This is a genomic window from Stenotrophomonas sp. Steno-C18 (genome assembly GCF_056393195.1).
Genome location: NZ_JBWJOX010000002.1, coordinates 438,160 through 464,220 on the forward strand (window position 1 = coordinate 438,160; position 26,061 = coordinate 464,220).

A 26,061-nucleotide genomic window follows, 5' to 3' on the forward strand; every position below is an offset into this window, starting at 1 on the left:
CAACAGGGGGCCGATCCGTGCACGCTGCGAACCTGGCGGGAACGACCACGGCCGCCAGGCACGCGTACCGCCAACCGGCCCAATGGCAGCCGTCCCGCGTTCCCCGTGCTAACCGCCCACGTGTGCACGATGCTCCGCGGCCTCGTCGTGCAGCCATTGGCGGAAGGCAAGAAAGCCGCGATGCGTGGCCGAACGCTCCGGGTAGACGAGCCAGTGTGACCAGGGCGTCTTCAGACGCTCCGGCGACAGCAGCACCAGCTGCCCGGACTCGAGCAGCAGCCGCGCGCGCGTGACGCGCCCCAGCGCGACGCCGACGCCATCCAGCGCGGCGCGGTGGTGGGATTCGGAGTCATCGAGGATGGCGATGTAGCGCTTCGGCGGTGCCTCACCGACCAGCGCAAACCAGCGGTCCCATTCGCCATCCGGGTCGCCCAGCAATGGCCATTGCGACAAGGGCAACGCGTCGATGCCGCCCATGCGTGCCACCAATGCCGGGCTGGCCATGGGCACCAGCCATTCGTCGATCAACGGCTCGGCGGTCAGGCCCGGCCAGTGGCCGTTGCCCACGCGCATCGCGGCATCGAACTGCAACTGCTTTTCGAAATCGACCAGGTGCTGGCTGGACTGCAGGTTGATCTCGATCTGCGGATGCAATGCCACGAACCGCCCCAGCCGCGGCACCAGCCAGGCCGATGCCATGCTCGGCACCGCACTCACCGTCAGCACGCAGTCGTGGCGTGCGGGGAAGGGGCGGAACGCTTCGTTGATCGCATCCAGATGCGGGGCAACCTGGTCGAACAGGCGCCGCCCCTCCGGGGTCAGTGCCACGCCACGCGCCTGCCGCAGCAGCAGCGGATAGCCCAGGCGCTCCTCCAGCTGGCGCATCTGGTGGCTGAGTGCACTGACGGTGACATGCATCGTTTCCGCCGCCCGCGAAAGGTTGCCCAGACGGGCGGTGGCGATGAAGCCCTGCAGGAACTGGAGGGGTGGCTTTGACATTGAGCCTTCAATTTCCCTCAAGCCTTGCTTGAGGAATGATCGCTATTCCAGCCAACAGCTTGGACGCAACATGAGCCCTACTCAAGTAGGAGCATGGAAATGCGCATCTTCAGCGACCTGTTGTTTCTGCACGGGCACGTCACCAATGCCGATCTGGCACGGCAGCTGGCCGGTGAAGCACCGACATCGGCCGCGAAAGACGCCCGCGACCGGCCCGCCAAAGGCACCCCTCCCCAACCCTCCCCTTTGCTGCGCAGAAGGGAGGGGGTCGATCCGTGCACCCTGCGTCCCTCGTAGGCGCGGTCTCGCGCAGGGGCGGCCTCCGCCGCGACGCCCGCCTATGACCGGCCTGCCCAACGCATCCGGCCTCAACCCGTTCCTTTGCGGCGCAAAGGAGCGGACAGGTCTGCACGGCACGTCCGCATTGACGCGCCAACGGTCCCACTTCGGGTAAAACTCTCCCCGGCGCTGCAAGGCTGCACGCCGTCATCGCACAGGGAGAGAGAACCATGTCTACCCCCCATCCGCCCGCGTCCAGCCGCCGACTGCACTGGATGCTCGCCGGCCTGTTGCTGCCGTTTACCGTGGGCGCGGCCCCCCCTGGCCCACTCGGGACCATCAGCGATGTCCGGATCACCGGCCAGGGCGTGGACACGCCCAGCGATGCGCCGCTGTGCGAATCGTTCAAGCCCACCCCGCGCGAGGTCGTGGCGTTCTTCCGGCATGCGGTGGTGATCACGCCACGCCAGGAGCACGACTACTTCCTGCATGGGCCCTGCTATGTCGAGGGCACGCTGCGCACGCGCTACGGGCAGTGGCGATGGCGCCTGCGCAACTTCGGCACGGCCTATGTCAGCGTGGACGGCGGTGAAGATGCCTTCCTGTTCGCCGACCCGCGCCAGGAATCCTCGCTGGGCGACGACTGATGGCCCTGCCAGGCCTCGCCCGCATGGGCATCCATGGGTCGCCGGCGCGCTACGACACGCTACTGATTTCCGCGAGCATCACATGATGAAGAAATTGTTCGACCTGTTGACCGGCAAGCCATCCACACCCGCACCGGCGTCTGCCACCATCGCCCCGACGCCGGAAGCTCGGGTACGGGCCTTCATCCAGCACTGGCACCGGCAATGGACACATGCCCGCGAAACGATGGGCGACGACGTGGACTTCGGCCGCTGGCACAGCCTCGTTTCCGAAGCCGACCAGGCCCACTTCGACAGGGATTGCGGCTCCGGCACGAGCGATGCGTACGGCTCGGACCCGGACTTCGACCCGACTACCACCGAGGTCATCGGGCAACGGATCGACGGTACGCGGGCGCAGGTGCATACGCGCCGCAACGGCGCTGCCAGCACCCGCTATCACGTGTACGACCTGCAGCACGACGCCAATGGCGATTGGCGGATCAGCCAGGTGTTCACGCTCTTCGATCCACCCACTGCCCCGGTGATCAACGCCGCGCGGTATGCCGAACTGGGCACGCTCAGCACGGCGGATGCGCCGTTGGCCGCACCCAACGATGACCTCGCGCTCGACGAGAACCTGCTGTTCCGGGGTGATCGCCGCATCGAGCAGGACGACCTCCGTGGCCAGATCACCCAGCAGGTGATCGGTGAGATCGACATCCGCTCCGGCGTGTTGGCCATCAGCGATTTCGGCTATGGCTTCGATGACCTGCAGCCACTGGCGCGGCGGGCACCGCTGGGCCGCCATCCGGTGGAAACGGTGATGGTCGACCGGCGCGTGGCCGGCATCCGCATCCGCTTCGACCCGCACCGTCGCGCGGTTACCTGGAAGGCCGCGCGCACCCAGCACGGCACCGGCATCTATGGGGTGGACGCCGGCAACCTGGCGATCTTCGATGTCAGTGGGCTGCAGACGCTGAGCCACATCGCGCAGGAGCGCTGCTTCCGCCAGTGGTCAGGCGCAGGCATCGCGCGGACGTTGGCACTGGCCCACCCGGACGACTGCGTCATCACGCCCAGCGGCTACGGCGATGGCGCCTATCCGGCGTTCTGGGGCCTGGATGACAGCGGCGCGCTGGTATCGCTGTACGTCGATTTCATGATCCTGATCGAGGAGCGCGACGCGGGCCGCTACGTCTCGCTCTGACCTGCCTTGCAGTTCCACTGCCCCCTCCCCTTGCTGGCGCAACGGGAGGGGCGGTTGGCCATGCACTGGCAACCCCCTCGCAGGAGAAGCCGGCGCATGCGAACGCAACCCGCGCCTCAGTACCCGTCTTCCTCGGCCGCGGCCTCGCGGCCCTGTTGCCGGATCAGGGCTTCCTCGCGTGCATCGTTGATCGCGTGGCGGACACTGTCCAGGTCCACCGCGCGCTCGTCGGGCGTGTACTGGCCACGCAACTCGGTCTCCGGCAGCAGGTCGCCGGCCTGGAACAACTCCCACATCTCCTCGCCGTACCAGGTATCGAGCAATTCGGGCGCCGAGCGCCCCAGGTAGGCGGTGAGGTTGTTGACGTCGCGCAGCAGCATGGTGCGCGCGGCGTTGTTGCCGCCGGCGCTGACCACCTGCGGGAAGTCGATCACCACCGGGCCATCCGGGCCGACCAGCACGTTGTAGGGCGACAGGTCGCCGTGGATCAGGCCGCAGCACAGCATCAGCTTGACCTGCTGCACCAGCACCGCGTGGAACTGGCGGGCCTGTTCGGCGGCCAGTTCCACCTCGCCCAGGCGTGCGGCGCTGAAGCCCTCGGCGTCGGTGACCAGTTCCATCACCAGCACGCCGTGGAAATAGCCGTACGGCTCGGGCACCCGCAGGCCGGCCTCGCGCAGCTGGTACAGCGCGTCGACCTCGGTGTTCTTCCACGCCACTTCCTGCTGCTTGCGGCCGTACTTGCTGGCCTTGCCGATCGCGCGCGCCTCGCGGCTGCCGCGCACCTTGCGCCCTTCCTGGTATTGCACGCGCTGCTGGAAGCTGCGCTGGGCCATGTCCTTGTAGACCTTGGCGCAGCGCACGTCATCGCCGCTGCGCACGACGTAGACCGCCGCCTCCTTGCCGCTCTTCAGTGGGCGCAACACTTCGTCGATGACGCCATCGTCGATCAGGACCTGGAGTTGGGGGGGTGTCTTCACGGGTTCTCGGTGCTGCCAACAGGAGTGAAATACGCCTGGCCACGTGTGCCAGGCGCGCCAATTGTCACCGATGGTAGGCGAGCGGGGCCAAGGCGGGTGTGACCGCCGTTGTCAGCCAGACATGGAAACGGCCGGCAGGGCCGGCCGTCCGTGTCACGCAGCGCGCGCGTTCAGAACGCGTTGATGCCGGTCAACTCGCGGCCGATGACCAGCTGGTGCACGGTCTCGGTGCCTTCGTACGTGATCACCGATTCCAGGTTCAGGGCATGCCGGATCGCACCGTGTTCGGTGGTGATGCCGGCACCGCCGAGCAGGTCACGACACTCGCGGGCGATGTCGATGGCCAGGCGGCAATTGTTCCACTTGGCCAGCGACACCTGCTGCGGCTGCATCACGCCGGCATCCTTCAGGCGACCGAGCTGCAACACCAGCAACTGGCCGGCGGTGATGCGGCGGGCCATGTCGGCCATCTTGATCTGCGCGCTCTGGGTGGCCGCGACCGGGCGGCCGAACAGGATCCGCTCCTTGGTGTAGGCCAGCACTTCGTCCAGGCAGGCGATGGCCGCGCCCAGCGGGCCCCAGGTGATGCCGTAGCGGGCCTGGGTCAGGCAGCCCAGCGGCCCCTTCAGGCCCTTCACGTTGGGCAGGCGGTTGGCATCGGGCACGCGCACGTTGTCGAAGAACAGGGCGCCGGTCACCGAGGCACGCAGGCTCATCTTGTGCTTGATCTCCTGGGCGGTGAAGCCCGGGGTGCCCTTCTCGATCACGAAACCCTGCACGCCCTCCTCGGTGTTGGCCCAGACGATGGCGATGTCGGCCACCGAGCCGTTGGTGATCCACATCTTCGAACCGTTGATGACCCAGTCCCCGCCATCCTTCACCGCGCGGGTCTTCATGCTGGCCGGGTCCGAGCCACCGTGCGCCTCGGTCAGGCCGAAGCAGCCGATCACCTTGCCGCGCGCCATGTCCGGCAGCCAACGCAGGCGCTGCTCCTCCGAGCCGTAGGCGTAGATGGGGTACATACACAGCGAGCTCTGCACCGACACGAAGCTGCGCAGGCCCGAATCACCGCGCTCCAGTTCCTGGCAGATCAGGCCGTAGCTGACACCATTCAGCCCGGCGCCGCCGTACTGCTCCGGCAGCGTGCTGCCCAGCAGGCCCATCTCGGCGATCTCGGGGATCAGTTCGTTCGGGAAACGCCCTTGGTCGAAGCAGTCGCCGATGATCGGCAACACGCGCTCGTCGGTGAAGCGGGCGACCGAATCCTGCACGGCGCGCTCTTCCTCGCTCAGCAACGAACGCACATCGAACAAATCGTAGGGGTTCAGGGTCTTCAGGCTCATTACGGTCTCTGGAAGGCGCATCCGCGCGCGGAAGGTAGGGATAAGGTAGTTCAATCGGGCGCGGAGGATTGCTGCAGGCGCACGCTCACCGGGCCTCTCGCTCGCTTCCATGCCCTTGCCCGGCGGCCGGCACGCACCTGGCCAGCGCAGCCAGCCCCTGCACACCGGGCCTGCACACCGGGCCTCCACACCGGGCCTCCACACCGGGCTACGGATACTTGGCCACGGGGGCGCGTTGGTCGATGCCGGTGCCGCTCCCGCCCAGGCAGTCAGGAGTGGTGCGGTAATGCAGGGAACCCAAGGCAATACCGGCGCGCGCGGGACGATCACGGTCACCCTCAACGCACGCCTTCAACCGGCCCACCGGACAGAGCTGGAGGACGCATTCAGCGATGCCTGCCAGCTTCACGGCATCCGTGCCGAGGTGATCGGCGGCGGCACCCTGCTGGCGTCCAGCGGCGAAGTCGCCAACTGCGACCTGCGGATCCGGGTGGATGACCTGGGCGGTGACAGCGTGCTCCTGATCCGGCGCCTGTTCGAGGCGATGCTGGCCCCGGTCGGCTCCAGCATCAGCCTGCCCGGCGGTGGCCCACGCATTCCATTTGGCGTGCACCAGGGCCTGGGCCTGTACCTCAATGGCACCGACCTGCCCGCCGAGGTCTACCAGACCTGCGACATCAACCACGTCCACGAGGAATGCATGCGCCGCCTGGAAGGCGTGGGCATGCTCAACAGCCACTGGCAGGGCCCCACCGAAACCGCGCTGTACATGTACGGCGACAGCTTCGATCGCATGCACGCGGCCATCACGCCGCTGCTGGACAGCTACCCGCTGTGCCAGCGGTGCCGGGTCGAGCGCATCGCCTGAGCACGGCCGCCCCCCCTTCACCGACAGGACGCCCATGGACCGCGCACCCGCTGACCCGATGGCAATGGCGCTCTGCCGGGGTATGGAGCACGCCTCGGTGGCGTTCGCGCTGCTGATCGGCCAGGCCACGCGGCCGCACCTGCAGAACGCGGCCTTCGACGCCCTGCTCGTGGCCTGCCATGCGCGCACCGGGGATGCCGCCCACCTGTGGGACGACCCACAGGTACAGGCCGCCGTGCAGGCATGCCGCCGGCACGGCAGTGAACGCCGGCTGGCCCGCGACGGGCTCGGCTACCAGCTGGTGTTCGTGCCGCTGCCGCGCGCGGATGCGCCGCTGCTGGTGCAATGCTTCGCGCTGGCCACGCCCGGGGCCGCGCCACCGGGCCTGTCGCCGCTGCTGCACGACGCCCTGCAGGCGACCGATTGCCAGGTCTGCGTGTTCGGGCAGGGCGGCGAGATCTTCTGGATGAACGATGCCGCCCGGCGGACCCTGTACGGGCGCACGCAGGTGCGGCAGTTCCACGTCGACGACTGGATCCAGCGGGTCCATCCCGACGATGTGATGCACCTCAATGCCGCGGTCAGCCGTGGCATGGCGGCCGGGCGCATGCCACCGGTGGAGTACCGCATGCGCGCCGCCGACGGCAGCTACCACGGCTTCGTCAGCGCCGCCTCGCCGCTGCCTGCCACCGACGGCATCGCCGGCCACTGGGTCAGCGTCAGCCATGACCTGCACGGTCTGGGACAACGCGGGCTGGACCTGCGTCACGGCGGGCAGGAAAACAGCGAGCAGATCGAGGCGCGCATGCAGCGCCTGCTGCGGATGCAGAGCGAAGTGGCCAACACGCAGAAGATGGAGCTGGTGGGCAACCTGGCCGGCGGCGTCGCCCACGACCTCAACAACCTGCTGACCGTGATATCGCTGAGCATCTCGCTACTGCGCAAGGGCAGCGACGAGGACGCGGTGCTGCGCCACGCCGCGATCATCGAGAAGGCGGTGGAGAAGGCCGGGCGCATGGCCAACCAGCTGATGACCTTCACCGGCCGCAAGCCACGCACCGCCACCACCATCGACCCGCGGCAGCTGCTGGCCGATATCGGCGACCTGCTGCACAAGGCGGTGGGCGAGGAAGGGGAGTTCATCCTGCGCTGCGCCGAGGACATCCATGCCGTGCACGTGGACCGCGCGTACTTCGAGAATTCGCTGATCAACCTGGCGGTCAACGCGCGCGATGCCACCCATGGCCGCGGGCGCATCGTGATGTCGCTGGTCAACACCGTCTCCAGCCGCAGCGGCACGCCGGGGCCGTACGTGCAGGTCACGGTCAGCGACAACGGCATGGGCATGGCCGAGGAAGTGCGGGCCAAGGTGTTCGAACCGTTCTTCACCACCAAGCCCACCGGCAAGGGGTCGGGCCTGGGCCTGCCGATGGTGGCCAGTTTCGTCGAGCAGGCCGGTGGCTTCATCGACGTGAAATCCAGCCCGGGAGCCGGCACGTCGGTGAGTTTCCTGCTGCCGGTTTCCGGCCACGCCGCCGAGCCGGTCGCGGCAGCGCGCGCCGCCCCGCCGGCCTGTGGCAACGGCGAATCGGTGCTGTTGATCGAAGACGATGCACAGGTCCGCGACGCGCTCGCCGACATGCTGCGCAACCTCGGCTACCGGGTGTCCACCGCCTACAACCCGCAGGCGGCGCTGCATTACCTGGGCACCGGCCTGAAGGTGGAGTTGATCATCTCCGACGTGCGCATGCCCGGTCCGGTCACGGTGCTGGACATGGTGCACACGCTGGAGCGCGCCGGCACCCTGCCGCCCCTGCTGTTCATCACCGGCTACGCCGGCGAGGTGCTGGTGCAGGAGGGCCTGATCGAGGGCCGCTATCGCACCCTGTTCAAGCCGTTCTCGCAGGACGAGCTGTGCGATGCGATACGCGCGGTGCTGCCCGGAGGGAACGGCTGACCGTCGGCCGGTCCCGGTTGGATCGGGGAAGCACGGCAGCGACAGAACCACGGCTCTCCTTCGCTGCACGGAAGGGAGCAGGGCATGCGCCCTGCCGGATCATCGCCAAGGCCGCTACTGCGCCTCCTCCTCGCCGCCGCGCCCGGCGCCGTAGCCGAGCCCCGCGCCCATGCCCACGCCGGCCCCCATGCCGCCCATGCCGCCACCGCCACCCTTGCCTGCGCCGCCGGCCGCACCCTCCTTGTCCTTGCCGCCGCCTTTTCCGCCACCGCCACTGGAGGTCGGGCGCGCCGGCCCCTGCTGTGGGATCGCCACGCTAGCCGGGATGGTGTCCAGGTCGAGCACGCCCCGGATGAAGTCGCGCAGCGACACCACCAGTGCCGCGGTATGGATCGGCCGGCCCTCGACCATGTCGGTGGCCGCGCGCGCCGCCAACCGCACCTGTTCCTCGGTGCCGAGCAGGATGACGTCCGACAGGGCCGCCTCCACCGCATCGCGGATGCGCCGCGCCCGGTCCCCGGCCTCGCCGCCATCGATCGGCGGCAGCAACAGCGCGCCCTCGGCATTGGGGGTGGCCTGGCCTTGTGCCAGCCCGGCGGCGCGTCGGCGGATCTCGCGCAGGTGGATCGGGTCCACCGACAGGTCACCGGTGAAAGAACCACCCAGGGTCTTGTAGGCGGCGATCAAGGTCTTGAGCCGTTCGTTGATCTGCCGGTTGGCTGCCTCGCGCTTCTGCTGCACTACCTGCATCACCAGCAGGCGGATGCCCACGCCGATCAGGGTGATGATCGCCAGGCCCACCAGGGTGGAAAGCAGGCCCTGCCACGAGCTGAAATCCAGGCCGCGCATCCGTCATCCATTGCTGCAGGCGCACATCGGGCGCCGGGATGTCCATCCTACTGGCAGCGGGCCGTGGCGGGCGCTATGGACAGACACGATGACAATCGAACGCGGTAAGGTGTCGCACTTCTCTACACCAGATCGTTCAGATGTCCGCCAATTCCACCGCCCCGGCCAGTGCGCCGTCGCAGAATCTGGAACGCGCGCTCAAGCCGCGCCAGCTGATCATGATGGGACTGGGCAGCGCCATCGGCGCCGGCCTGTTCCTGGGCTCGGGCGTCGGCATCCACGCCGCTGGCCCGGCCGTGCTGATCTCCTACCTGGTCGCCGGCACCCTGGTGATCATCATGATGCACGCGATGGGCGAGATGGCCGCCGCGCGCCCCACCAGCGGCGCGTTCTCGGTCTACGCGGCCGACGCGCTCGGCCCGACCGCCGGTGCCACCGTGGGCTGGCTGTGGTGGGCACAGCTGGTGGTGGTGATCGCCGCCGAATCGGTTGGCGCGGCCGGCCTGCTCAAGACGATATGGCCGGAGCTGTCGGTGCCACTGGTATCGCTGGCCTTCATGGTGGTGTTCACCATCATCAACCTGATGGGCGTGCGCAACTACGGCGAGTTCGAGTTCTGGTTCGCCATCCTCAAGGTCGGCGCGATCATCGGCTTCATCCTGATCGGCATCGCCCTGCTGTGCGGGCTGCTGCCCAACGTGCCGTCGCCGGGCCTGTCCAACATCACCGGCCATGGCGGCTTCATGCCCAAGGGCCTGGCCGGCATCGGCGCGGCCTTGCTGGTGGTGGTGTTCGCCTTCGGCGGCACCGAGATCGTGGCCGTCGCCGCGGCCGAAACCCAGGACCCGGAGCGCAGCCTGGCCCGCGCCATCCGCACCGTGGCCTGGCGCATCCTGGTGTTCTACATCGGCTCGATCGGCGTGATCATCGCCGTGGTGCCATGGACCAGCGATGCGCTGCGTTCCCCGTTCGCCGCGGTGCTGCAGGTGGCCAACATCCCCGGCGCGGCCACCGCGATCACGCTGATCGCGGTGATCGCCCTGCTCTCGGCGCTCAACGCCAACCTCTACGGTGCCTCGCGGATGATGTACTCGCTGGCCTCGCGTGGCGAAGCACCGCGCTGGCTGGGCCGCACCAACGCCCGCCAGGTGCCGCTGATCGCGGTGCTGGCCAGCGTGCTGTTCGGTTTCGGCGCGACCGTGCTGGAGCTGCTGTACCCGGACAAGGTGCTGCCGGTGCTGCTCAACGTGGTCGGCTCGACCTGCCTGCTGGTGTGGACCCTGACCCTGGTCTCGCAGTTGATCCTGCGCCGCCGCGCCGAACGCAACGGCACCCCGTTGCCATTCAGGATGGCCGGTTTCCCCTACCTGACGGTGCTGGCGCTGGCCATCCTCGCGCTGATCTTCGCGCTGCTGTTGAGCACCCCGGAGACCCGCCTGCAGTTCCTGTCGATGGCCGTGTTCACCGCCTTCATCGCGTTGTGCAGCGGCCTGGCACGGCGCCTACGCCGCGCCTGACCGTACCCAAACAGGCCGTTGACGAGCCCGCCGCATCGGCGGGCTTGTTTTGCCGGCCGACTGACGGCAGGCTTCGCGCATCCGAGGCCCCGTCATGTCCCCCGATCCCCGCGTCGACGCCTACATCGCCAACGCCGCCGATTTCGCGCAACCCATCCTGCGCGAGATCCGGGCACGCGTGCACGCCGGTTGCAGCCAGGCCGAGGAAGCCATCAAGTGGGGCATGCCCAGCTTCCTGTACAAGGGCAAGCTGCTGTGCGGGATGGCCGCTTTCAAGGCGCATGCCACGCTGGGCTTCTGGCAACGCCAGGCCGGCCCGGGCGACAACACCGAGGCCATGGGCCAGTACGGGCGCCTGCAGCACGCCCGGGACCTGCCGGACAAGCGCGCGTTCGCCGCGCAACTGCGCGAGGGCATGCGCCGCATCGACAGCGGCGTGAAGGCCCCGCGGCGTGCGCCGCGGGCCGCCCTGCCGATACCGCCGGCCTTCGCCCAGGCGCTGGCCGCGGCCCCACAGGCCCAGGCCGCCTTCGACGGCTTCGCCCCCGGCTACCAGCGCGACTACCTGGAGTGGATCGGCGAGGCCAAGCGCGAAACCACCCGGCAACAACGCATCACCCAGGCCATCGCGTGGTTATCCGATGGCAAGCACCGCAACTGGAAGCACGAGAAGCATTGACGCAGGACGCGCCAGAGATTCCACTTCACCCGAAATCACGACCCCCAGCCCTACCGTCCCCCCATGATCGACCAAGAAGCCCTCATCCAGCGCGCCATCGACCCGTCATCCGTCAAGCTGGAAGGCACGCTGACCAATCCGCCGTCCTTCGGCGTGTACGCCATCGATACCGATGACGGCAGCACGCATTACCGCTTCGGCAGCCACCCGGTGCGCATGCACGAACTGGAAGACAAGTTCGGCGGCTGCGAGCTGGAATACCTGTTCCTCGCACGCGAGGACGCCGCGGCGATGACCGCGGCATTGAACCGTCCGGAAGACGAGGAAGGCTGAGCAACGGGGACGACGCCGGGCGCACTGGCTTCCCCCCTCCCCGGCCCTCACCCCTGCCTGCGGCACAAGGCAGGGGGCCGTCCATGCGAACGGCCGGTCCACTGCAGTACCGCAATTGCCCCTCGCTTGTGCGGCAGGCATAGGGGAAAGGGGCAAGTGCCACCGGCAAGCCCCTCGAACCCCAACCCCGGCTACTTCAGCCCAAGGCGTTTGGCCAGGCGATTCAGGTTGGCCCGATCCAACCCCAGCAGGCGCGCGCTCTCGGTCCAGTTGCCCGCCGTGCGCTCCAGCGTGGCGGCGATGCGCTGGCGCTGGAAATCATCCACGGCCTTGCGCAGGTCCTCGGCCTGCAGCGCTTGTCCGGCACCGGCCGGGGCCTGCACGCTGGCATCGCTGTGCACCGGCAACTCCAGCGCCGCCGCATCGACGGTGAGGATGCGCGGGCGCGTCGTGCCACTGGCTGCCAGCGCGCGCAGCACCGCACGACCGATCAGATGCTCCAGTTCCCGCACATTGCCCGGCCAGTCGTAGCCAAGCAGCGCGGCCTGGGCATCGGCGGACAGGCGCAGGCTGCGCAGGCCCATCCGCGAACGCGCCTCTTCGATGAAGAAGCCCGCCAGCAGCAGCACGTCGCGCTCGCGCTCGCGCAGCGGCGGCACCCGTAGCGGATAGGCGCCCAGGCGGTGGTACAGGTCGGCGCGGAAACGCCCCTGCCGCACCGCGTCGGCCAGGTCCAGGTTGGTGGCGGCGATCACCCGCACATCCACCTGGTGCTCGCGGTCCGAGCCCACCCGCTGCAGTTGCCCGCTCTGCAGCACGCGCAGCAGCTTGGCCTGGCTGGCCAGCGGCAGCTCGCCGACCTCGTCCAGGAACAGCGTGCCGCCATCGGCCAGTTCGAACTTGCCGCGCCGCTCGCCCACCGCACCGGTGAACGCGCCGCGCACGTGGCCGAACAGTTCGCTTTCCACCAGTGCATCGGGCAGGGCGGCGCAGTTGATGACCACCATCGGCTTGTCCTTGCGCGCGGACTGGCGATGGATGCCGCGCGCCACCAGCTCCTTGCCGACGCCGGTTTCGCCGCTGATCAGCACGCTCAGGTCACTGGGCGCGACCAGCGCGATCTCCTTGCGCAGCGCCTTGAAGGCCGTGCTCTGCCCCACCACCTCCGGTGGCGTGCGCTGCCCGGCCGCCGCACGCCAAGTTTCGGCCAGCGCCTGCTCCTCGCTCAACCGGGCCGCCAGCGTGCCGATCCGTTCGCCGGCCTTGACCGTGGCCGCGGCGAGGCTGGCGAAGGCTTCCAGCCGGTCGCGCTGGATCTGCTCGAACTGGCCGGGGGTGAGTGCGTCCATGGTCAGCATGCCCCACGGGCGGCCGTCGATGTACAGCGCGCAGCCCATACAGTCATGCACCTCCAGGTGGCCGTGCACCGACTCGACGAGGCCGTCGTAGGGATCGGGCAGGCCGCAGTCGGCGGCGAAGTGCACGGTGCCCTGCCCCTGCAGGATCGCCGCCAGCCGCGGGTGCTCGTCCAGCCGGAAGCGGCGGCCCAGCGTGTCAGTGCTCAACCCTTCCACCGCCAGCGGCACCGCCTGTTCGCCCTCCAGCCGCAGCAGCGCCACCGCATCGCTGGGCAACAGCTGCCGCAGCACCCGCAGCAACCGGCCATAGCGCTCAACATCGGCCAGGTCGTCGCGGGCCAGGTCGTCGACCAGCGGGATGATCCCGGACATGAAGGGGTTGCAGGTCATTTTGACACCACAGAGTCATCCCGACCCGGACCGAACCGGGTCGTTTCAACCCGCACATAAGCCAAGTCATTGATTTTCATATGCAGAAAAGCTGGCACGAAACATGGAATCCACAGGGTACCCCAAGCAGAAAGAGAAACACCCATGTTGACTGCTGCACAGCGCGACCTGATCAAGGCCACCGTTCCCCTGCTGGAAACCGGCGGTGAAGCCCTGACCAAGCACTTCTACGGCCTGATGCTGACCGAGAGCGATGCGGCGCGCCCGTTGTTCAACCAGGCCCACCAGTCCAGCGGCGACCAGCCGCGTGCGCTGGCCAACTCGGTGCTGATGTACGCCAAGCACATCGACCGGCTGGAGGCGCTGGGCCCGCTGGTCGGCCAGATCGTGGCCAAGCATGTCGCCCTGCAGGTGCTGCCCGAGCACTACCCGATCGTCGGCCACTACCTGCTGCGTTCGATCCGCGAGGTGCTGGGGCCGGAGATCGCCACCGACGAGATCATCGATGCCTGGGGCACCGCCTACCAGATGCTGGCCGACCTGCTGATCGGCGCCGAGGAGTCGGTGTACGCGGCCAACGAGCAGGCACCGGGCGGCTGGCGCGGCGGGCGCATGTTCCAGGTGGTCGACAAGGTCCGCGAAAGCGCCGAGATCACTTCCTTCCACCTGCAGCCGGTCGACGGCGGCGCGGTGGTGGACTTCCAGCCCGGCCAGTACATCGGCATGCGCCTGCAGATCGATGGCCAGGAAGTGCGCCGCAACTACTCGCTGTCGGCCGTGCCCAATGGCCGCAGCTACCGCATCAGCGTCAAGCGCGAGGACGGCGGCAAGGTGTCCAACCACCTGCACGACAACGTGCAGCTCGGCGACGCGCTGGAGCTGTTCGCCCCGGCCGGCGACTTCACGCTGGTGGCCGGTGACCGCCCGATCGCCCTGATCAGCGGTGGCGTGGGCATCACCCCGACCCTGCCGATGCTGGAGCAGGCGCTGGCCAGCGGCCGCCCGGTGCACTTCATCCATTGCGCGCGCAACGGCCAGGTGCATGCATTCCGCCAGTTCATCGCCGACATGCAGAAGCAGCACCCGCAGCTGCGCAGCTACACCTGCTACAGCGAGGCGCTGCCGGGCGATGCCGCCGATGCCGAAGGCCTGCTCAGCCGCGAACTGCTGCAGCAGTGGCTGCCGGCCGAAGGCAACGTGGACGCGTACTTCCTGGGCCCGAAGCCGTTCATGGCCCAGGTGAAGAAGCTGCTGCGCGACGTGGGCGTGCCGGACGCACAGAGCCGCTACGAGTTCTTCGGGCCGGCGGCGGCGTTGGAGGCCTGATCCCGGCCACCGCCAGGAGACAGGAAAGGCCGGTGGCATGCCACCGGCCTTTTTTTTCCCGCGGACCGCCTGCAGCCCCGCTGTTGGCGCGCGCATGCGGATACGATGCGGGCATCGTCCGGGGAGGGGGAATCGCATGAACGTTTACGCCGTAGTGTTGGCCGCCGTGTCCAGCTTCGTGCTGGGAGGCTTGTGGTACTCACCGGCGCTGTTCGGCCGTGCATGGAACCGGGAGAACGGTGGCGACGTGCCGCAAGGACACCCGGCCAAGGTGTTCGGCGTGAGCTTCGTGTTCTCGCTGGTGGCCGCGTTCGCATTCGCGTGGTGGCTGGGCCCGGCACCGCCGCTGCCGCACGCCGTGCTGAGCGGCCTGGTGGTGGGCTTCGGGATGGTCGCGGCGAGTTTCGGCATCAACTACCAGTTCGCCCAGCGCAGTACCGCGCTGTGGCTGATCGACGGCGGCTACCACACGGTGCAGTTCGTGCTGTTCGGCCTGGTCCTGGGCCTGTGGCACTGAGCAGGGCCAAGGTTGTTGCGGTTGCGCCCGTCTGCTCGCCTTGGCCACGCCGTGGCAGCGGCGTGTCCAAGCAGGAAACCGATCAGCCCAGTCGCGCCTGCAGCCAACGCTCGACCACGACTACCGTCCCCAGCTTCGCCGGCACCTGCAGCGCCAGCACGCGTGCCAGCGCATCGGCATGACGGATGAAGGCCTGCCTGGCCACGCGCTGCGCCTGCTGCACCGTCGATTGCTGCCGACGCAACTGCACGATCTGCAGTGACGGGCGTCCGGGCGGTGCGAACTTCTGGTAGCGACGCAGCTCGTCGGCGACCAGGCCCACGTCCACGCCGCACTTGGCCAGTGCCTGTCCGGCCTGCAGCACCTGCTCCAGCGCACGACCGGATTCGGTCAGCCCCTCGGCGTCGAACAGCGCCAATGACGCCAGCGCAGGGGCGTGTTGCTGGAGGCGTTGCAGCTGGGTTTCCCAGGGGAAGGTCGCGGTGAAGTCGGGCATGGGATGGACAGGGATGGAGAAGGAGCGTACGAGGCGGGTGTGCCAACCCTCTCCCGCTTGCGGGAGAGGGGCTTTTCATCTTTCGGCGGCTAGCCGATCACCCGCTTGAACGGCGGCAGCGCGTCGATGATGCGCTTGCCATAACGCCGCGTCAGCAGCCGCGAGTCGAGGATGACCACCCGCCCGGTGTCGGTCGAGGTGCGGATCAGGCGGCCGGCGAACTGCGTCAGCGTGCGCAGCGCGTGCGGGATAGCGATCAGGTTGAACGAGTTCAGGCCACGGCTTTCGAACCACTCGCTCAGGGTCGAGGTCTGCGGATCGGTCGGCACCGCGAACGGCACCTGGGTGATCACCACCGTGGTGCAGGCCTCGCCCGGCAGGTCCAGGCCTTCGCCGAACGAGTTCAGGCCGAACAGCACCGACCCCTCGCCCGCGGCCGTGCGCCGGAGGTGCTCGTCGATCATCTTCTGCTTGGCGCTCTCGCCCTGCACCAGCACCTTCCTGCGCAACGACGCCGGCATCAGCTCGGCCACCTTTTCCATCTTCCAGCGCGAGGTGAACAGCACGATGCTGCCCTTGTCCCAATCCAGTTCGGCGGCCAGGTACCTGGCCACTTCCTTGGGATGGCGCTCGCGGTCGTCCGGCGTCACCGGGAACTTCGGCACGACCAGCTCGGCCTGGTTGGGCAGGTCGAACGGCGAAGCCAGCGACACCATCTCCGCGTCCTCGGGAATGCCGTTGTCGATGGCCAGCGACTGGAAATCACCGCCACCGGTGAGCGTGGCCGAGGTCATCACCACCGAATCCACTTCGTCCCACAGCAGCTTGCGCAGCACCATCGCCGCCGACACCGGCGAGCAATGCAACTGGTAGTCGCCCTCGCGCGACAGGGTCACCCAGCGCGCGATCGGCGGCTGGCCTTCCTTGTCCTCGCGGCGCCAGCCTGCCCACAGGTTGTACTGCTGCTCGATCATCTCCAGCGCCATGCCGAGGTTGCGCTGCAGGCGTTCATGGCCGGCATCGTCGGGCTTGCCCTTGGCCACCAGCGCGGTGGCGGCGGTGGCCCAGTTGAGCAGGGTGCGGGTTTCGTCGGCCAGTTCCTCGATGGGCTGCTTCCACGCCTCCGGCAGGCGGCCGTTGGCGGCGCGCCACATCGGCTCGCGCTCATCGGGCTGCGGGATCCAGACATGGGCGATCTCGTCGCGGAAGCCCTTGAGCAGCTTGCTGACCCGGGTGGCGGTCTCGATGGCCTCGTTGGGCAGCAGGTTGCCGATCTTGTCCTTGTCCACCGCGCGGTAGGCGCCGGCGATCAGGATCTGCAGGCGGCCGGTGCGCTTGGCCATGTCGTCCAGCGGCAGGAACGCCGCGCCCTGGTCGATGGCAACGTTGCCGATGTGGTGGCCTTCGTCCAGCACCAGCAGCATGTCAGCGGGCGGGGCGATCAACGGCTGGCCGCTGTCGCTCTCGCCGATGGACAGCGCCGACAGCAGCAAGGCGTGGTTGGTCACCACGATCTGCGCGTCGCGCACCTCGTTGCGTGCGCGCAGCACCGGGCATTGCGCCGAATAGGCACAGCGCCGGCCGGCGCAGGCCGAGGCCGGCGTGGTGATGCGCATGCGCAAGGTGGGGGTGACGGTTTCCGGCGCGTTGTCCAGGTCGCCGTTCCAGCGGCCCTCGATGAAGGCCTTGGTCAGCTTCTCGGCCACGTCCATCTCGATCGGCGCCAGCGGCCGGTCGTAGAGCGGCACGTCGTCGCCGAACATGCCTTCCTGCACGCCCTCGCCCTGCGCCTCGGCGGCATTGCGGGTGCACAGGTAACGGGTGCGGCCCTTGGCCAGCGCCACCGTGGCCTGCAGGCCGGTGGCCTTGAGGAAACTGGGGATGTCGCGCTCGACCAGCTGCGACTGCAGCGCCACCGTGCCGGTGCTGATGACCAGCTTCTTCCTGCTGGCCAGCGCGATCGGCACGCCGGCGGTGAGATAGCCCAGGCTCTTGCCGACGCCGGTGGGCGCTTCGACCACGCCGACGTTGCCGGTGGCCAGCGCGCGCGAGACCACGCCGATCATCTGGCTCTGCGAGCGGCGCGTGCTGAAGCCGGGGGTATTGGCCTGCAGCTTGGCGTAGGCGTCGCGGATGCCGGCTTTCAGGTCTTCGGTCAGCGTCCGGGGTGCTTCTACTTTTTCCGTCACGCCAACCTGCCACCTGCTCCGTTCAAGGCAGGCATTTTCCCATACCCGCCCGCATTCACCGAATGCGCCGCCGGCTCAGGGTTTGCCGCCCGCGGCAGGACGCCGCAACGCCTGCGCCACGCCCCATGCCAGCAGGATGAAGCCGGCCGCCTCCAGCAGCGAAAGCCCGATGTGGACGACGCTGAGCAGCGTATTCAGCCCGCTCAGCGCGCCGTAGTTGCCCTGCGCCAGGAACAGCAATGGCAGCACCGCCAACCCACCGCCCACCAGGGTGCACAGCAGCAGCACCGACAAGCCCCACAGCGCCATCTGGCGTGGCCGGCTCGACGGGGTATCGAACACCATCATCACCGCCACGCCCAGCGCGATGATGATCGGCAGCCGGTAACCAATGGAAACCAGCAGCGTGGACAACAGCTCGGTACTGTTCATCGCGCCACTCAGTCCGCGGTGACCAGCAGCGCGTCGCCCGCGCGCAGCTCGGCGTAGATCGCATCGGTCTCCGGACGCATGCCGTGCCATTGCTGGAAGCTCTCGGCGGCCTGCTCGACCAGCATGCCCAGGCCATCGAAGCTGTTGCGGCAACCGGCCGCACGCGCCCAGGCCAGGAACGGAATGGAGGCCTCGCCGTAGTTCAGGTCGACCGCGGTGGTCATGCTGTTGACCAGCGACAGCGGCAGGCTGAAGCCACTCTCGTTGCCGCGCGCGGCCGAGGTGGCGTTGATGATCAGTTCGAAGTCGCCCTGTTCGCGCAACTGCTCCCAGTAGGCGGAGATGGCGCGGCCGGGTTCGCTCATCGCATCGACCAGCGCATCGGCACGCTCCGGCGAGCGGTTGACCACGATCAGCTCGAGGATGCCGGCATCCAGCAGCGCCGGCGCCACGCCGCGCGCGGCGCCACCGGCACCGAGCAGCAGCACGCGGCGACCACGCAGGTCCAGGCCGTGGCGGCCGGTGAGGTCACGCACCAGGCCGATGCCGTCGGTGTTGTCACCGTGCCAGCGCTCGCCCTTGCGCAACAGCGTGTTGACCGCGCCGGCGCGCTGCGCGCGCGAAGTGGTGGTGGTGCACAGGGCGAAGGCGGCTTCCTTGTGCGGCAGGGTCACGTTGGCGCCCACGCCACCGTCGGCGGCAAAGGCTTCCAACGCGGCCGGGAACTGTTCCGGCGCGGCCTCGATGGCGCGGTAGTCCACCGCGATGCCATGGGCCTTGCCGAACGCGGTCTGGATGCGCGGTGATTGCGAGTGGGCGATGGGCTGACCAAATACGGCGTAGCGGGGCGCGCTCATGGGTTTCCTCTGCATGACCTAGACTGGACGCGACCTTCACCTGCGGAACCCGGATGCGGACCCGACCACTGCTGCTCGCGCTGACTGCGAGTCTACTCTGTACCCCGGCAGCCTCGGCGCTTTCCGAGTTCGGCATCGAGGGCATGGGGATGGTCTCCACCCGCGCCGACGAATTGCGCGCCACGCTCAGCGCCGACGGGCAGCGCATCGTCTGGGCCAGCAACCGCGACGGCGGCGCCGGCGGCTGGGACCTGTGGCAGGCCACGCTGCAGGACAAGCGCTGGGTGGACCCACGGCCACTGTCGCTCAACAGCGCGGCCGACGAAGTGGATCCGTTCCTCAGCACGGACGGCCGCTGGCTGTACTTCGCCTCCAACCGCACCGGTGGCCAGGGCGGGTTCGACCTGTACCGTGCGCCGCTCGCGGCCGACGGCCACATCGGTGCACCACAACGGCTGGACGGGCCGGTCAACGGCCGCCAGGACGAACGCTCCCCCGCCCTGGCCGACGACGGGCGGTTGCTGTTCGCCAGCAACCGTACCGGCGGTGTGGGCGGCTGGGACCTGTGGACGGCGGCCCGCGCCGGCGACGGCTTCGCCGCACCGACCCCGATGGCCGGCATCAACAGCGCCGCCGATGAAGTCGATGGCAGCTGGCTGGGCGGTGGCCGCGCGGTGGTGTTCGCCCGTGCCACGGCGGGCGGCGGCGCGCAGACCTGGGTCGCGCAGTGCCAACAGGCGGCCTGGGGCACGGCCACGCTGCTGGGGCTGTCGTTCAACAGCCAGGACGGCGATACCCGCGGGGCCGTGCTTGATGCCAACAAGCCCGCCGAGCTGGTGCTCAGCGGCAAGGCGCGGGCACCGCGGGCCGGCGGGCTGGATCTCTACCGGATGAAGGCGCCGGTGGTGGATGGCAGCGACGACTGCCGCTAGCCAAGCGCGAAGAGCACCCCTCCCCGGCCCTCCCCTTGGCTGCGCCAAAGGGAGGGGGTGATTCACGCAGGTCGGTCAGGTCATCGCGAAACCGTGCTCCTGCCCCCTCCCTTTGGCGCAGCCAAGGGGAGGGCTGGGGAGGGGTGCCTGACACCACGCGCGGGAAGGAAGCTTCCGCGCGAAAACCGCTCAGCCCTTCAGCAACTCGGCGCGCCGCTTCTCGTACTCGGCCTCGCCGATCTGGCCACGCTCCTTGAGCTGGCTCAACGCGCGCAGGCGGGCATCGGCCTCGGGCTGCAATGCGGCTTCACGCTGCAGCCGCTCGGCGGCCGAGTGCAGCTCGGCCGGGCGACGGCGCGCACGCACGATCGCCACGATCACCGCCAGGGTCACCGCCGCGAATAGGCCCACCCCGGCCAGCCACACCACCCAGTGGTACACCTGCACGCCTGCACTCGGTTCCATCTCAATCCTCCTTCAACCAGCGCGCGATCTGCGGCGCGTAGTAGGTCAACACGCCATCGGCACCGGCGCGCTTGAAGCCGATCATCGTCTCCATCACGCACGCGCGCTCGTCCAGCCAGCCGTTGAGCGCGGCGGCCTTGAGCATCGCGTACTCACCGCTGACGTGGTACGCGAAGGTCGGCACGCCGAACTCCTGCTTCACCCGGCGCACGATATCCAGGTACGGCATGCCCGGCTTGACCATGACCATGTCCGCGCCTTCCTCCAGGTCCAGCGCGATCTCGCGCATGGCCTCGTCGCTGTTGGCCGGGTCCATCTGGTAGGTCTTCTTGTCGGCCTTGCCCAGGTTGCCGGAGCTGCCCACCGCATCGCGGAACGGGCCATAGAAGGCCGAGGCGTACTTGGCCGAATAGGCCATGATCCGGCAGTTGATGTGGCCGGCGGCGTCCAGCGCGCGGCGGATGGCGCCGATGCGGCCGTCCATCATGTCCGACGGCGAGACGATGTCCACGCCCGCCTGCGCATGCGAGACCGATTGCTTCACCAGCGCCTCGACGGTGATGTCGTTGAGCACGTAGCCGCGCTCGTCGATGATGCCGTCCTGGCCGTGGGTGGTGTACGGGTCCAGCGCCACGTCGGTCATCACCCCCAGCTCGGGGAAGCGCTGCTTCAGCGCGCGCACGGCGCGCTGGGCCAGGCCGTCCTCGTTCCAGGCCTCGGCCGCGTCCAGCGACTTGCGCGAGGGGTCGATCACCGGGAACAGGTCGATCACCGGCACGCCCAGCTCCAGCGCCTGCTCGGCCTCGCGCAGCAACTCGTCGATGGACATGCGGTCCACGCCCGGCATCGAGCCGACCGGCGCGCGGCCGTCCAGCTCGTGCACGAACACCGGCCAGATCAGGTCGTCGGTGGTCAGCGTGTGCTCGCGCATCAGGCGGCGCGAAAACGCGTCATGGCGCATGCGGCGCGGACGGTAGAGGGGGTGGCCCATCGCGGTACTCCTTGGTTCCAATGGCAATGATTCAGTGCAGCAGGTAGCCCTGCGGCTGCAGGGGCTCGGGCAACGGCCGATGGCCGAGCGCGTCCAGCACGTCGATCTCGATGGTACGCACCATCGCATCGAGCGGCAGGTCGTTGGGCTCCAGGCCGAACGGCTCTTCCATTTCCTCGCCCAGCTGGTCCAGGCCGAAAAAGGCATAGGCCAGCAGCATCGACACCACCGGCGTGGCCCAGCCCAGCGCACCGGCTAGGCCGAACGGCAGCAGCACGCAGAACAGCCACGCGCAGCGGTGCAGCAGCAGGGTGTAGGCAAACGGCAACGGGGTGCCGGCGATGCGCTCGCAGGCGGCCTGGACGCTGGACATGGCATGCAGGCGTGTTTCGAACTGCGCGTACAGGTACGGGTCCAGCTGGCCGGCGTGCAGCGGCACCGCCAGTTCGCGCCCCAACTGCGCCAGCACGCCGTCGGGGAGGTTGCGGCGTTCCAGCACCGGGGCCTGGTCCGGGGCCAGCCACGGTGCGGTCGCCGCGGCCTCGTCGCCGCCGCGCAGGCGGGCGGCCAGGGCATGGGCGAAACCGATCAGCAGGTGCGAGGCGCGCGCCTGCAGCGCCGGCTGGTGGGCCAGCAGCGCGGCCGCCTCGCGCGCGAAGCTGCGCGACTCGATGACCAGCTGGCCCCATTGCTTGCGGCCCTCCCACCAGCGCTCGTGGCAGGCGCTGTTGCGGAAACTCAGGAAGATCGACAGCACCAGGCCAAGCAGGGTGAACGGCACCACGGTGACGCCGTCACGGCCGAATGGGTGCCAGTACCGCTCGAATGCCGCCACGGCCACCGCCAAAGCGCCGATGGCCAGCACCTTGGGCGCGATGGCCGGCACGATCGAGCCGCGCAGGATGTACAGCAGCTGCCAGCCGTGGGGGCGGGGTCGGATGATCATCGGGGGATTACGCCTGTCGCTGGCCCTGACGGCCGGGAAACACCCCGGCCAACCCCGTTATTTTACGCCCCCCGCCCGGCCATGGCCGTTCCCCCGGTCGGCGGGGCTTCAGATGATGCCGCCGCCGATGCTCAGCCGGATCACGCCGACGATGATGACGATGGCGTTGAGCACCAGGCCGGTCTTGGCGCGGCCACGCTTGGTGGCGTGGGTGAACAGCAGGCCGATGGCGGCGATGATCGCGCCCACCGCGGCGAACGGGATCAGGAACCAGTTCCCCCAGCCCAGCAGCGGGATGAAGGCCAGCACCATCCACAGCAATGCCGCGATACCCCAGATAAGGCTGATCAGTCCCATGTCCTTTCCTCCATCAGAAACTCACTGCAAGATAGCCCGGAAATGCCCGTGTTCAAGTGGCCGCCGTCGCGGCAACCAGTTCGCGGCCGATTCAGTCACGGCCGTGGATCATCCGCAAACACCGATCACCGGGGAGTGAAGCCATGAAATTCCCGCTCGCCATCGCATTGGGCCTGGCCCTGGCCACCGGCGGCTGCGCCAGCACGTCCAAGGTCATGCTCGGCCAGGCACGCGCGCCGGTGGATCCGGCCACGGTACAGATCTATTCAACCCCCCCAGCCGGCGCGGTCGAGATCGCCCAGCTGGAGTCCTCCAGCGCGGTCGGCTTCGGCACCCAGGGCCAGACCGACGCGGCCATCGCCCGCCTCAAGCGCGAGGCCGCCGCGCTGGGCGCCAACGGCGTGATCCTGATGGGCGTGGGCGCCGGCGGCTCGCCGGTGGGCATGTCGGTCGGCGCCGGCAGCTACGGCCGGCACAGCGCCGGTGGCCTGAGCGTGGGCATCCCCACCCAGCAGAAGCGCGCTGCCGGCGTGGCGATCTGGGTGCCGCCGGGCGCCGGCAAGTAAGCCAGCGCCGGTAGGAGCGCCTTCAGGCGCGAAGCCGGGGAACGTCGAGCACACGCGATACCTGCAATTGCACACGGCATCAGCTTCGCGGTCCAGGCCGCTCCTACAAAAAAAGGGCGCCTTGCGGCGCCCTTTTTTCACTTCCGGCGCTGGGCCGGAATGAAGACCTCGTTGACCGCCGTGGCCAGCTGGTCCGGCGGCAACAGGCCCTGGTCGAGCAGGAAGTTGTTGAACGCCAGCCGGTCGAACTTGTCGCCCAACGCCAGCTCGGTCTGCATGCGCAGCTCCAGGATGCGGGTATAGCCATAGAAGTAGCTGCAGGCCTGGCCCGGCGAACGCACGGTGTAGCGGTCCAGTTCCTGGGTGGCCATCGCCTCGGACAGGCCCACGCCCTCGACCAGCACCCGGCGGGCCTGTTCGCGGTCGGTCTGGCCGAGGTTGAGCATCGGGTCGAGCATGGCGCGGGCCGCACGCAGCAGGCGGAACTGCAGCGCGATCATCTGCCCGTCCAGCGGTTCGAACGGCACCATCTCCGCTTCGGCGTACAACGCCCAGCCCTCGACGTTGACCGAGTTGAACGCGAACAACGTGCGCGCCAGCGAGATGCCCCGCTCGACCATCGCCGCGAACTGCAGGTCGTGGCCGGGGCGGCCTTCATGCGCGCTCAGCGTCCACGCCGCCGAGCCGAAGTTGAAGTCGTCGTACTGCGCCTTCGCGCCGGTGGCCGGGTTGCCCAGCGGCAACACGAAGGTGCCCTGCTGCCCGGTGTTGCCGACCAGCGGCGCCGGCAGGTAATGCGGGGCAGGCGAGGCTGCGCTCTCCGCTTCGCTGCCCAGCCGCATCTGCAGCGGGCGCCGTGGCACGTCGACGATGCCCTGCTTGCGGATGATCGGGTCGATCGCATCGATGACGCCACGGTAGTGCGATTCGAGCTGGTCGTTGCCGATGGTGTCCTGCTTCAGCGCGCGGATCACCGCCGCATAGTCGTTCGGGTCGGCGACCTTCAGGCCCTTATCCTTGGCCACCAGCGGTGCCAGCTGGCGCATCGCCGCACGGGTCTCCATGTATTCCAGCTGGGCACGGCGCACCAGCAGCGCCGGGTCGATGTCCACGCCCACTTCCTTGAGCTGGAAGGCATACAGCTCGGCCGGCAGGCGGTTGTCGGTGCGTGCCTGCGGCAGCACGTCCTTCTGCGTCCAGGCGATGTAGTCCTTCATCTGCGTGGACAGTTCGGCCAGCGCCGCATCGGCGCCTTCGATCTTGTACTTGGCGAACAGCTTGCCGATGCCGTCGATGTAGGTATCGACGTTGGCGATGGCCTGCTCGACCTCGATCTTCGTCGGTTGCAGCAGGTTCGGCGTACCGCTCTTCTCGGCGTAGCGCTGGCGCGCCAGGGTGGCCAGCGGCTGCGTGCCCGGTGCCTGCCCGACGTAGGCCTTCAGGCGGTCCAGTGCCTTGGCGCGACGCTCGGCCGGCACCTGGTCGGAGAGCAGCCCGTTGAGGCCGCTGAAGACGGCCTGCGGCACGTCCGCCCACGGCATCAGGTGCTGCTCGTTGAGCGTGCTGCCCTGGATGTTGCGCTCGGCCGTGGCGATCATGATCTCCAGGTCCTGGCGCACGTTGGGGTCACGCTCGAGCTGGAGCTTCTCGCGCAGCTGCTCGCGTGCACTGCCCAGTGCCTGGCGGTAGCGCGCGGCATTGTCCGGCCCCAGGTCCACCGCCTTGTCGTCGTAACCCGGCACGCCGAAGAAGCTGGCCATTTCCGGCTGAAACGGCGCCTGTGCCTGCAGCAGGATCTGCGCCAATTCGTTGCTGTGGGTGACCCAGGCCGGGGCGGCCGGGGCGGCCTTGGCGGCAGGCGCCGGGGCGGCGGTGGCAGTCAGCGGCGCGGCGAGCGCCAGGGCAACGGCAAGAACGAGCGGCTTCATCGGGCGACTCCGGAAAGGATGCCGGTGACGCTACGCAGTCAGGGCGCGAGCGGCAAGGGTGGGAAGTCAGGCCCGTCCCGGCCCTCCCCTTGCCCGAGGCAACGGGAAGCAGCGATTCACGCGCTTGCAGCAGGTCCACACGCCGTGGGCCTGCGCGCGCCGATCACAGGCAATGCGACATCAGTGCACAAGCTTTCTCGTCCTCGGTACGCAGGTCCAGCGGTACATGCTGGCCGGGCAGGTGCACCTGCAGCTTGTCGAAGGTCCAATGCTGGCGACGATACGCATCCACGTTGATCCGCCCCTTGCCGTGCGGACCGGAGATGCGGATCACCATCGACGCATTGGTCATTCCACCAGACCCGCCGATGCTGCCGAACGGGAACGGCTCGGCCTTGATCGGCTCCCCCAGCGCCTGTTGTACCTGCCGGTGCTGTGCGGCGCGGGCAATGGCCTGCCTGTAGGGCTCGCTGGCCTCCAGCGGTGCGGCCATCTGGCGCAGGCCCAACCAGTTGAGCAACAACCAGCTCGCCACGATCAGCACCGCCGCCAGCGGCAGCGCCCATTTCAGGTTGCGCTGCAGCCAGTTGCGCGGCGGCTTGCCGGGTGCACGTGATGCACCTGGCAAGGGGGGCGGGGACAAGGTCGGCATGCCCGCCTCTCGCCGCCGC

At 68.7% G+C, this 26,061-nt stretch carries 27 protein-coding genes; 12 read left to right on the forward strand and 15 right to left on the reverse strand.

From position 1 onward, the window contains the following. Positions 1 to 108: 108 nt before the first annotated feature. Positions 109 to 999, reverse strand: a complete 891-nt coding sequence (locus tag AC06FE_RS06570) for a LysR substrate-binding domain-containing protein (RefSeq protein WP_478072575.1) — start codon at positions 997 to 999, stop codon at positions 109 to 111. A gap of 99 nt (positions 1,000 to 1,098) precedes the next feature. Between AC06FE_RS06570 and AC06FE_RS06575 the strand changes: the two genes are divergently transcribed. The 3 genes from AC06FE_RS06575 (at position 1,099) to AC06FE_RS06585 (ending at position 3,114) form a co-directional block, all read left to right on the forward strand. Further along, entirely contained in the window at positions 1,099 to 1,296 is a 198-nt protein-coding gene (locus tag AC06FE_RS06575) for a hypothetical protein (protein WP_478072576.1), read from the forward strand. Between the two features lie 212 nt (positions 1,297 to 1,508). Then, positions 1,509 to 1,925 (forward strand): hypothetical protein, encoded by a 417-nt coding sequence (locus AC06FE_RS06580; protein ID WP_313253448.1) that lies wholly within the window; start codon positions 1,509 to 1,511, stop codon positions 1,923 to 1,925. A gap of 82 nt (positions 1,926 to 2,007) precedes the next feature. Then, on the forward strand, positions 2,008 to 3,114 hold the full coding sequence (locus tag AC06FE_RS06585; RefSeq protein ID WP_478072577.1) for a DUF4241 domain-containing protein: 1,107 nt from the start codon (positions 2,008 to 2,010) through the stop codon (positions 3,112 to 3,114). 116 nt (positions 3,115 to 3,230) lie between these two features. On the opposite strand, the gene AC06FE_RS06590 is transcribed toward AC06FE_RS06585, so the two are convergent. Both AC06FE_RS06590 and AC06FE_RS06595 read right to left on the reverse strand, forming a co-directional pair. Beyond that, on the reverse strand, positions 3,231 to 4,094 hold the full coding sequence (locus tag AC06FE_RS06590; protein WP_132863708.1) for a PA4780 family RIO1-like protein kinase: 864 nt from the start codon (positions 4,092 to 4,094) through the stop codon (positions 3,231 to 3,233). Between the two features lie 170 nt (positions 4,095 to 4,264). Further along, complete coding sequence (locus tag AC06FE_RS06595) at positions 4,265 to 5,437, reverse strand: acyl-CoA dehydrogenase family protein (protein WP_192287004.1); 1,173 nt, start codon at positions 5,435 to 5,437, stop codon at positions 4,265 to 4,267. A 286-nt stretch (positions 5,438 to 5,723) separates the two neighbouring features. Here AC06FE_RS06595 and AC06FE_RS06600 point away from each other — a divergent pair, with 286 nt between their 5' ends. Beyond that, positions 5,724 to 6,305 carry a hypothetical protein gene (locus AC06FE_RS06600; protein WP_446540861.1) on the forward strand — a complete coding sequence of 194 codons (582 nt, stop codon included), beginning with the start codon at positions 5,724 to 5,726 and terminating at the stop codon, positions 6,303 to 6,305. 34 nt (positions 6,306 to 6,339) lie between these two features. Beyond that, positions 6,340 to 8,262: an ATP-binding protein gene (locus AC06FE_RS06605; RefSeq protein ID WP_478072578.1), complete on the forward strand. Its 1,923-nt coding sequence runs from the start codon at positions 6,340 to 6,342 to the stop codon at positions 8,260 to 8,262. 114 nt (positions 8,263 to 8,376) lie between these two features. On the opposite strand, the gene AC06FE_RS06610 is transcribed toward AC06FE_RS06605, so the two are convergent. Beyond that, a complete protein-coding gene (locus AC06FE_RS06610) occupies positions 8,377 to 9,111 on the reverse strand; it encodes a hypothetical protein (protein WP_192287007.1) in 735 nt (244 codons plus the stop codon). A gap of 140 nt (positions 9,112 to 9,251) precedes the next feature. Between AC06FE_RS06610 and AC06FE_RS06615 the strand changes: the two genes are divergently transcribed. From AC06FE_RS06615 to AC06FE_RS06625, 3 genes are all read left to right on the forward strand, one after another. Next, positions 9,252 to 10,628 (forward strand): amino acid permease, encoded by a 1,377-nt coding sequence (locus tag AC06FE_RS06615; protein ID WP_192287008.1) that lies wholly within the window; start codon positions 9,252 to 9,254, stop codon positions 10,626 to 10,628. A 94-nt stretch (positions 10,629 to 10,722) separates the two neighbouring features. Beyond that, on the forward strand, positions 10,723 to 11,307 hold the full coding sequence (locus tag AC06FE_RS06620; protein ID WP_132863714.1) for a YdeI/OmpD-associated family protein: 585 nt from the start codon (positions 10,723 to 10,725) through the stop codon (positions 11,305 to 11,307). A gap of 63 nt (positions 11,308 to 11,370) precedes the next feature. After that, positions 11,371 to 11,640, forward strand: coding sequence for a hypothetical protein (locus tag AC06FE_RS06625; protein ID WP_192287010.1), 270 nt, complete (start codon positions 11,371 to 11,373; stop codon positions 11,638 to 11,640). A 191-nt stretch (positions 11,641 to 11,831) separates the two neighbouring features. Here AC06FE_RS06625 and norR read toward each other — a convergent pair whose 3' ends face one another. Beyond that, complete coding sequence (gene norR / locus AC06FE_RS06630; protein ID WP_478072579.1) at positions 11,832 to 13,370, reverse strand: nitric oxide reductase transcriptional regulator NorR; 1,539 nt, start codon at positions 13,368 to 13,370, stop codon at positions 11,832 to 11,834. Between the two features lie 162 nt (positions 13,371 to 13,532). Between norR and hmpA the strand changes: the two genes are divergently transcribed. Together hmpA and AC06FE_RS06640 are read left to right on the forward strand one after the other, a co-directional pair. Then, a complete protein-coding gene (hmpA, locus tag AC06FE_RS06635; RefSeq protein WP_132863720.1) occupies positions 13,533 to 14,714 on the forward strand; it encodes an NO-inducible flavohemoprotein in 1,182 nt (393 codons plus the stop codon). A gap of 136 nt (positions 14,715 to 14,850) precedes the next feature. Continuing rightward, positions 14,851 to 15,231: a DUF1761 domain-containing protein gene (locus tag AC06FE_RS06640; protein ID WP_446540865.1), complete on the forward strand. Its 381-nt coding sequence runs from the start codon at positions 14,851 to 14,853 to the stop codon at positions 15,229 to 15,231. 82 nt (positions 15,232 to 15,313) lie between these two features. Here the strand turns inward: AC06FE_RS06640 and AC06FE_RS06645 are convergent, their stop codons facing one another. From AC06FE_RS06645 to aroE, 4 genes are all read right to left on the reverse strand, one after another. Beyond that, positions 15,314 to 15,727: a hypothetical protein gene (locus tag AC06FE_RS06645; RefSeq protein ID WP_478072580.1), complete on the reverse strand. Its 414-nt coding sequence runs from the start codon at positions 15,725 to 15,727 to the stop codon at positions 15,314 to 15,316. Positions 15,728 to 15,816: 89 nt separating this feature from the next. Continuing rightward, positions 15,817 to 17,916, reverse strand: a complete 2,100-nt coding sequence (dinG, locus tag AC06FE_RS06650; protein WP_478072581.1) for an ATP-dependent DNA helicase DinG — start codon at positions 17,914 to 17,916, stop codon at positions 15,817 to 15,819. Between the two features lie 75 nt (positions 17,917 to 17,991). Then, positions 17,992 to 18,348 carry a hypothetical protein gene (locus tag AC06FE_RS06655; RefSeq protein ID WP_192287015.1) on the reverse strand — a complete coding sequence of 119 codons (357 nt, stop codon included), beginning with the start codon at positions 18,346 to 18,348 and terminating at the stop codon, positions 17,992 to 17,994. Between the two features lie 8 nt (positions 18,349 to 18,356). Continuing rightward, entirely contained in the window at positions 18,357 to 19,205 is an 849-nt protein-coding gene (gene aroE / locus AC06FE_RS06660) for a shikimate dehydrogenase (RefSeq protein WP_478072582.1), read from the reverse strand. A 53-nt stretch (positions 19,206 to 19,258) separates the two neighbouring features. Between aroE and AC06FE_RS06665 the strand changes: the two genes are divergently transcribed. After that, positions 19,259 to 20,137: a TolB family protein gene (locus AC06FE_RS06665; RefSeq protein ID WP_478072583.1), complete on the forward strand. Its 879-nt coding sequence runs from the start codon at positions 19,259 to 19,261 to the stop codon at positions 20,135 to 20,137. A gap of 189 nt (positions 20,138 to 20,326) precedes the next feature. Here the strand turns inward: AC06FE_RS06665 and AC06FE_RS06670 are convergent, their stop codons facing one another. The 4 genes from AC06FE_RS06670 to AC06FE_RS06685 form a co-directional block, all read right to left on the reverse strand. Continuing rightward, complete coding sequence (locus AC06FE_RS06670; protein ID WP_478072584.1) at positions 20,327 to 20,602, reverse strand: SHOCT domain-containing protein; 276 nt, start codon at positions 20,600 to 20,602, stop codon at positions 20,327 to 20,329. Between the two features lies 1 nt (position 20,603). Next, complete coding sequence (gene hemB, locus AC06FE_RS06675; RefSeq protein ID WP_192287018.1) at positions 20,604 to 21,593, reverse strand: porphobilinogen synthase; 990 nt, start codon at positions 21,591 to 21,593, stop codon at positions 20,604 to 20,606. Between the two features lie 31 nt (positions 21,594 to 21,624). Beyond that, complete coding sequence (locus tag AC06FE_RS06680; RefSeq protein ID WP_478072585.1) at positions 21,625 to 22,539, reverse strand: bestrophin family protein; 915 nt, start codon at positions 22,537 to 22,539, stop codon at positions 21,625 to 21,627. A gap of 108 nt (positions 22,540 to 22,647) precedes the next feature. After that, positions 22,648 to 22,896: a hypothetical protein gene (locus tag AC06FE_RS06685; RefSeq protein WP_132863745.1), complete on the reverse strand. Its 249-nt coding sequence runs from the start codon at positions 22,894 to 22,896 to the stop codon at positions 22,648 to 22,650. Positions 22,897 to 23,039: 143 nt separating this feature from the next. Between AC06FE_RS06685 and AC06FE_RS06690 the strand changes: the two genes are divergently transcribed. Continuing rightward, positions 23,040 to 23,462, forward strand: a complete 423-nt coding sequence (locus AC06FE_RS06690) for a hypothetical protein (protein WP_478072586.1) — start codon at positions 23,040 to 23,042, stop codon at positions 23,460 to 23,462. 137 nt (positions 23,463 to 23,599) lie between these two features. Here the strand turns inward: AC06FE_RS06690 and AC06FE_RS06695 are convergent, their stop codons facing one another. Next, entirely contained in the window at positions 23,600 to 25,390 is a 1,791-nt protein-coding gene (locus AC06FE_RS06695) for a DUF885 domain-containing protein (protein WP_478072587.1), read from the reverse strand. A 163-nt stretch (positions 25,391 to 25,553) separates the two neighbouring features. Continuing rightward, positions 25,554 to 26,042, reverse strand: coding sequence for a cytochrome c oxidase assembly factor Coa1 family protein (locus AC06FE_RS06700; protein WP_192287022.1), 489 nt, complete (start codon positions 26,040 to 26,042; stop codon positions 25,554 to 25,556). Between the last annotated feature and the right edge of the window lie 19 nt (positions 26,043 to 26,061).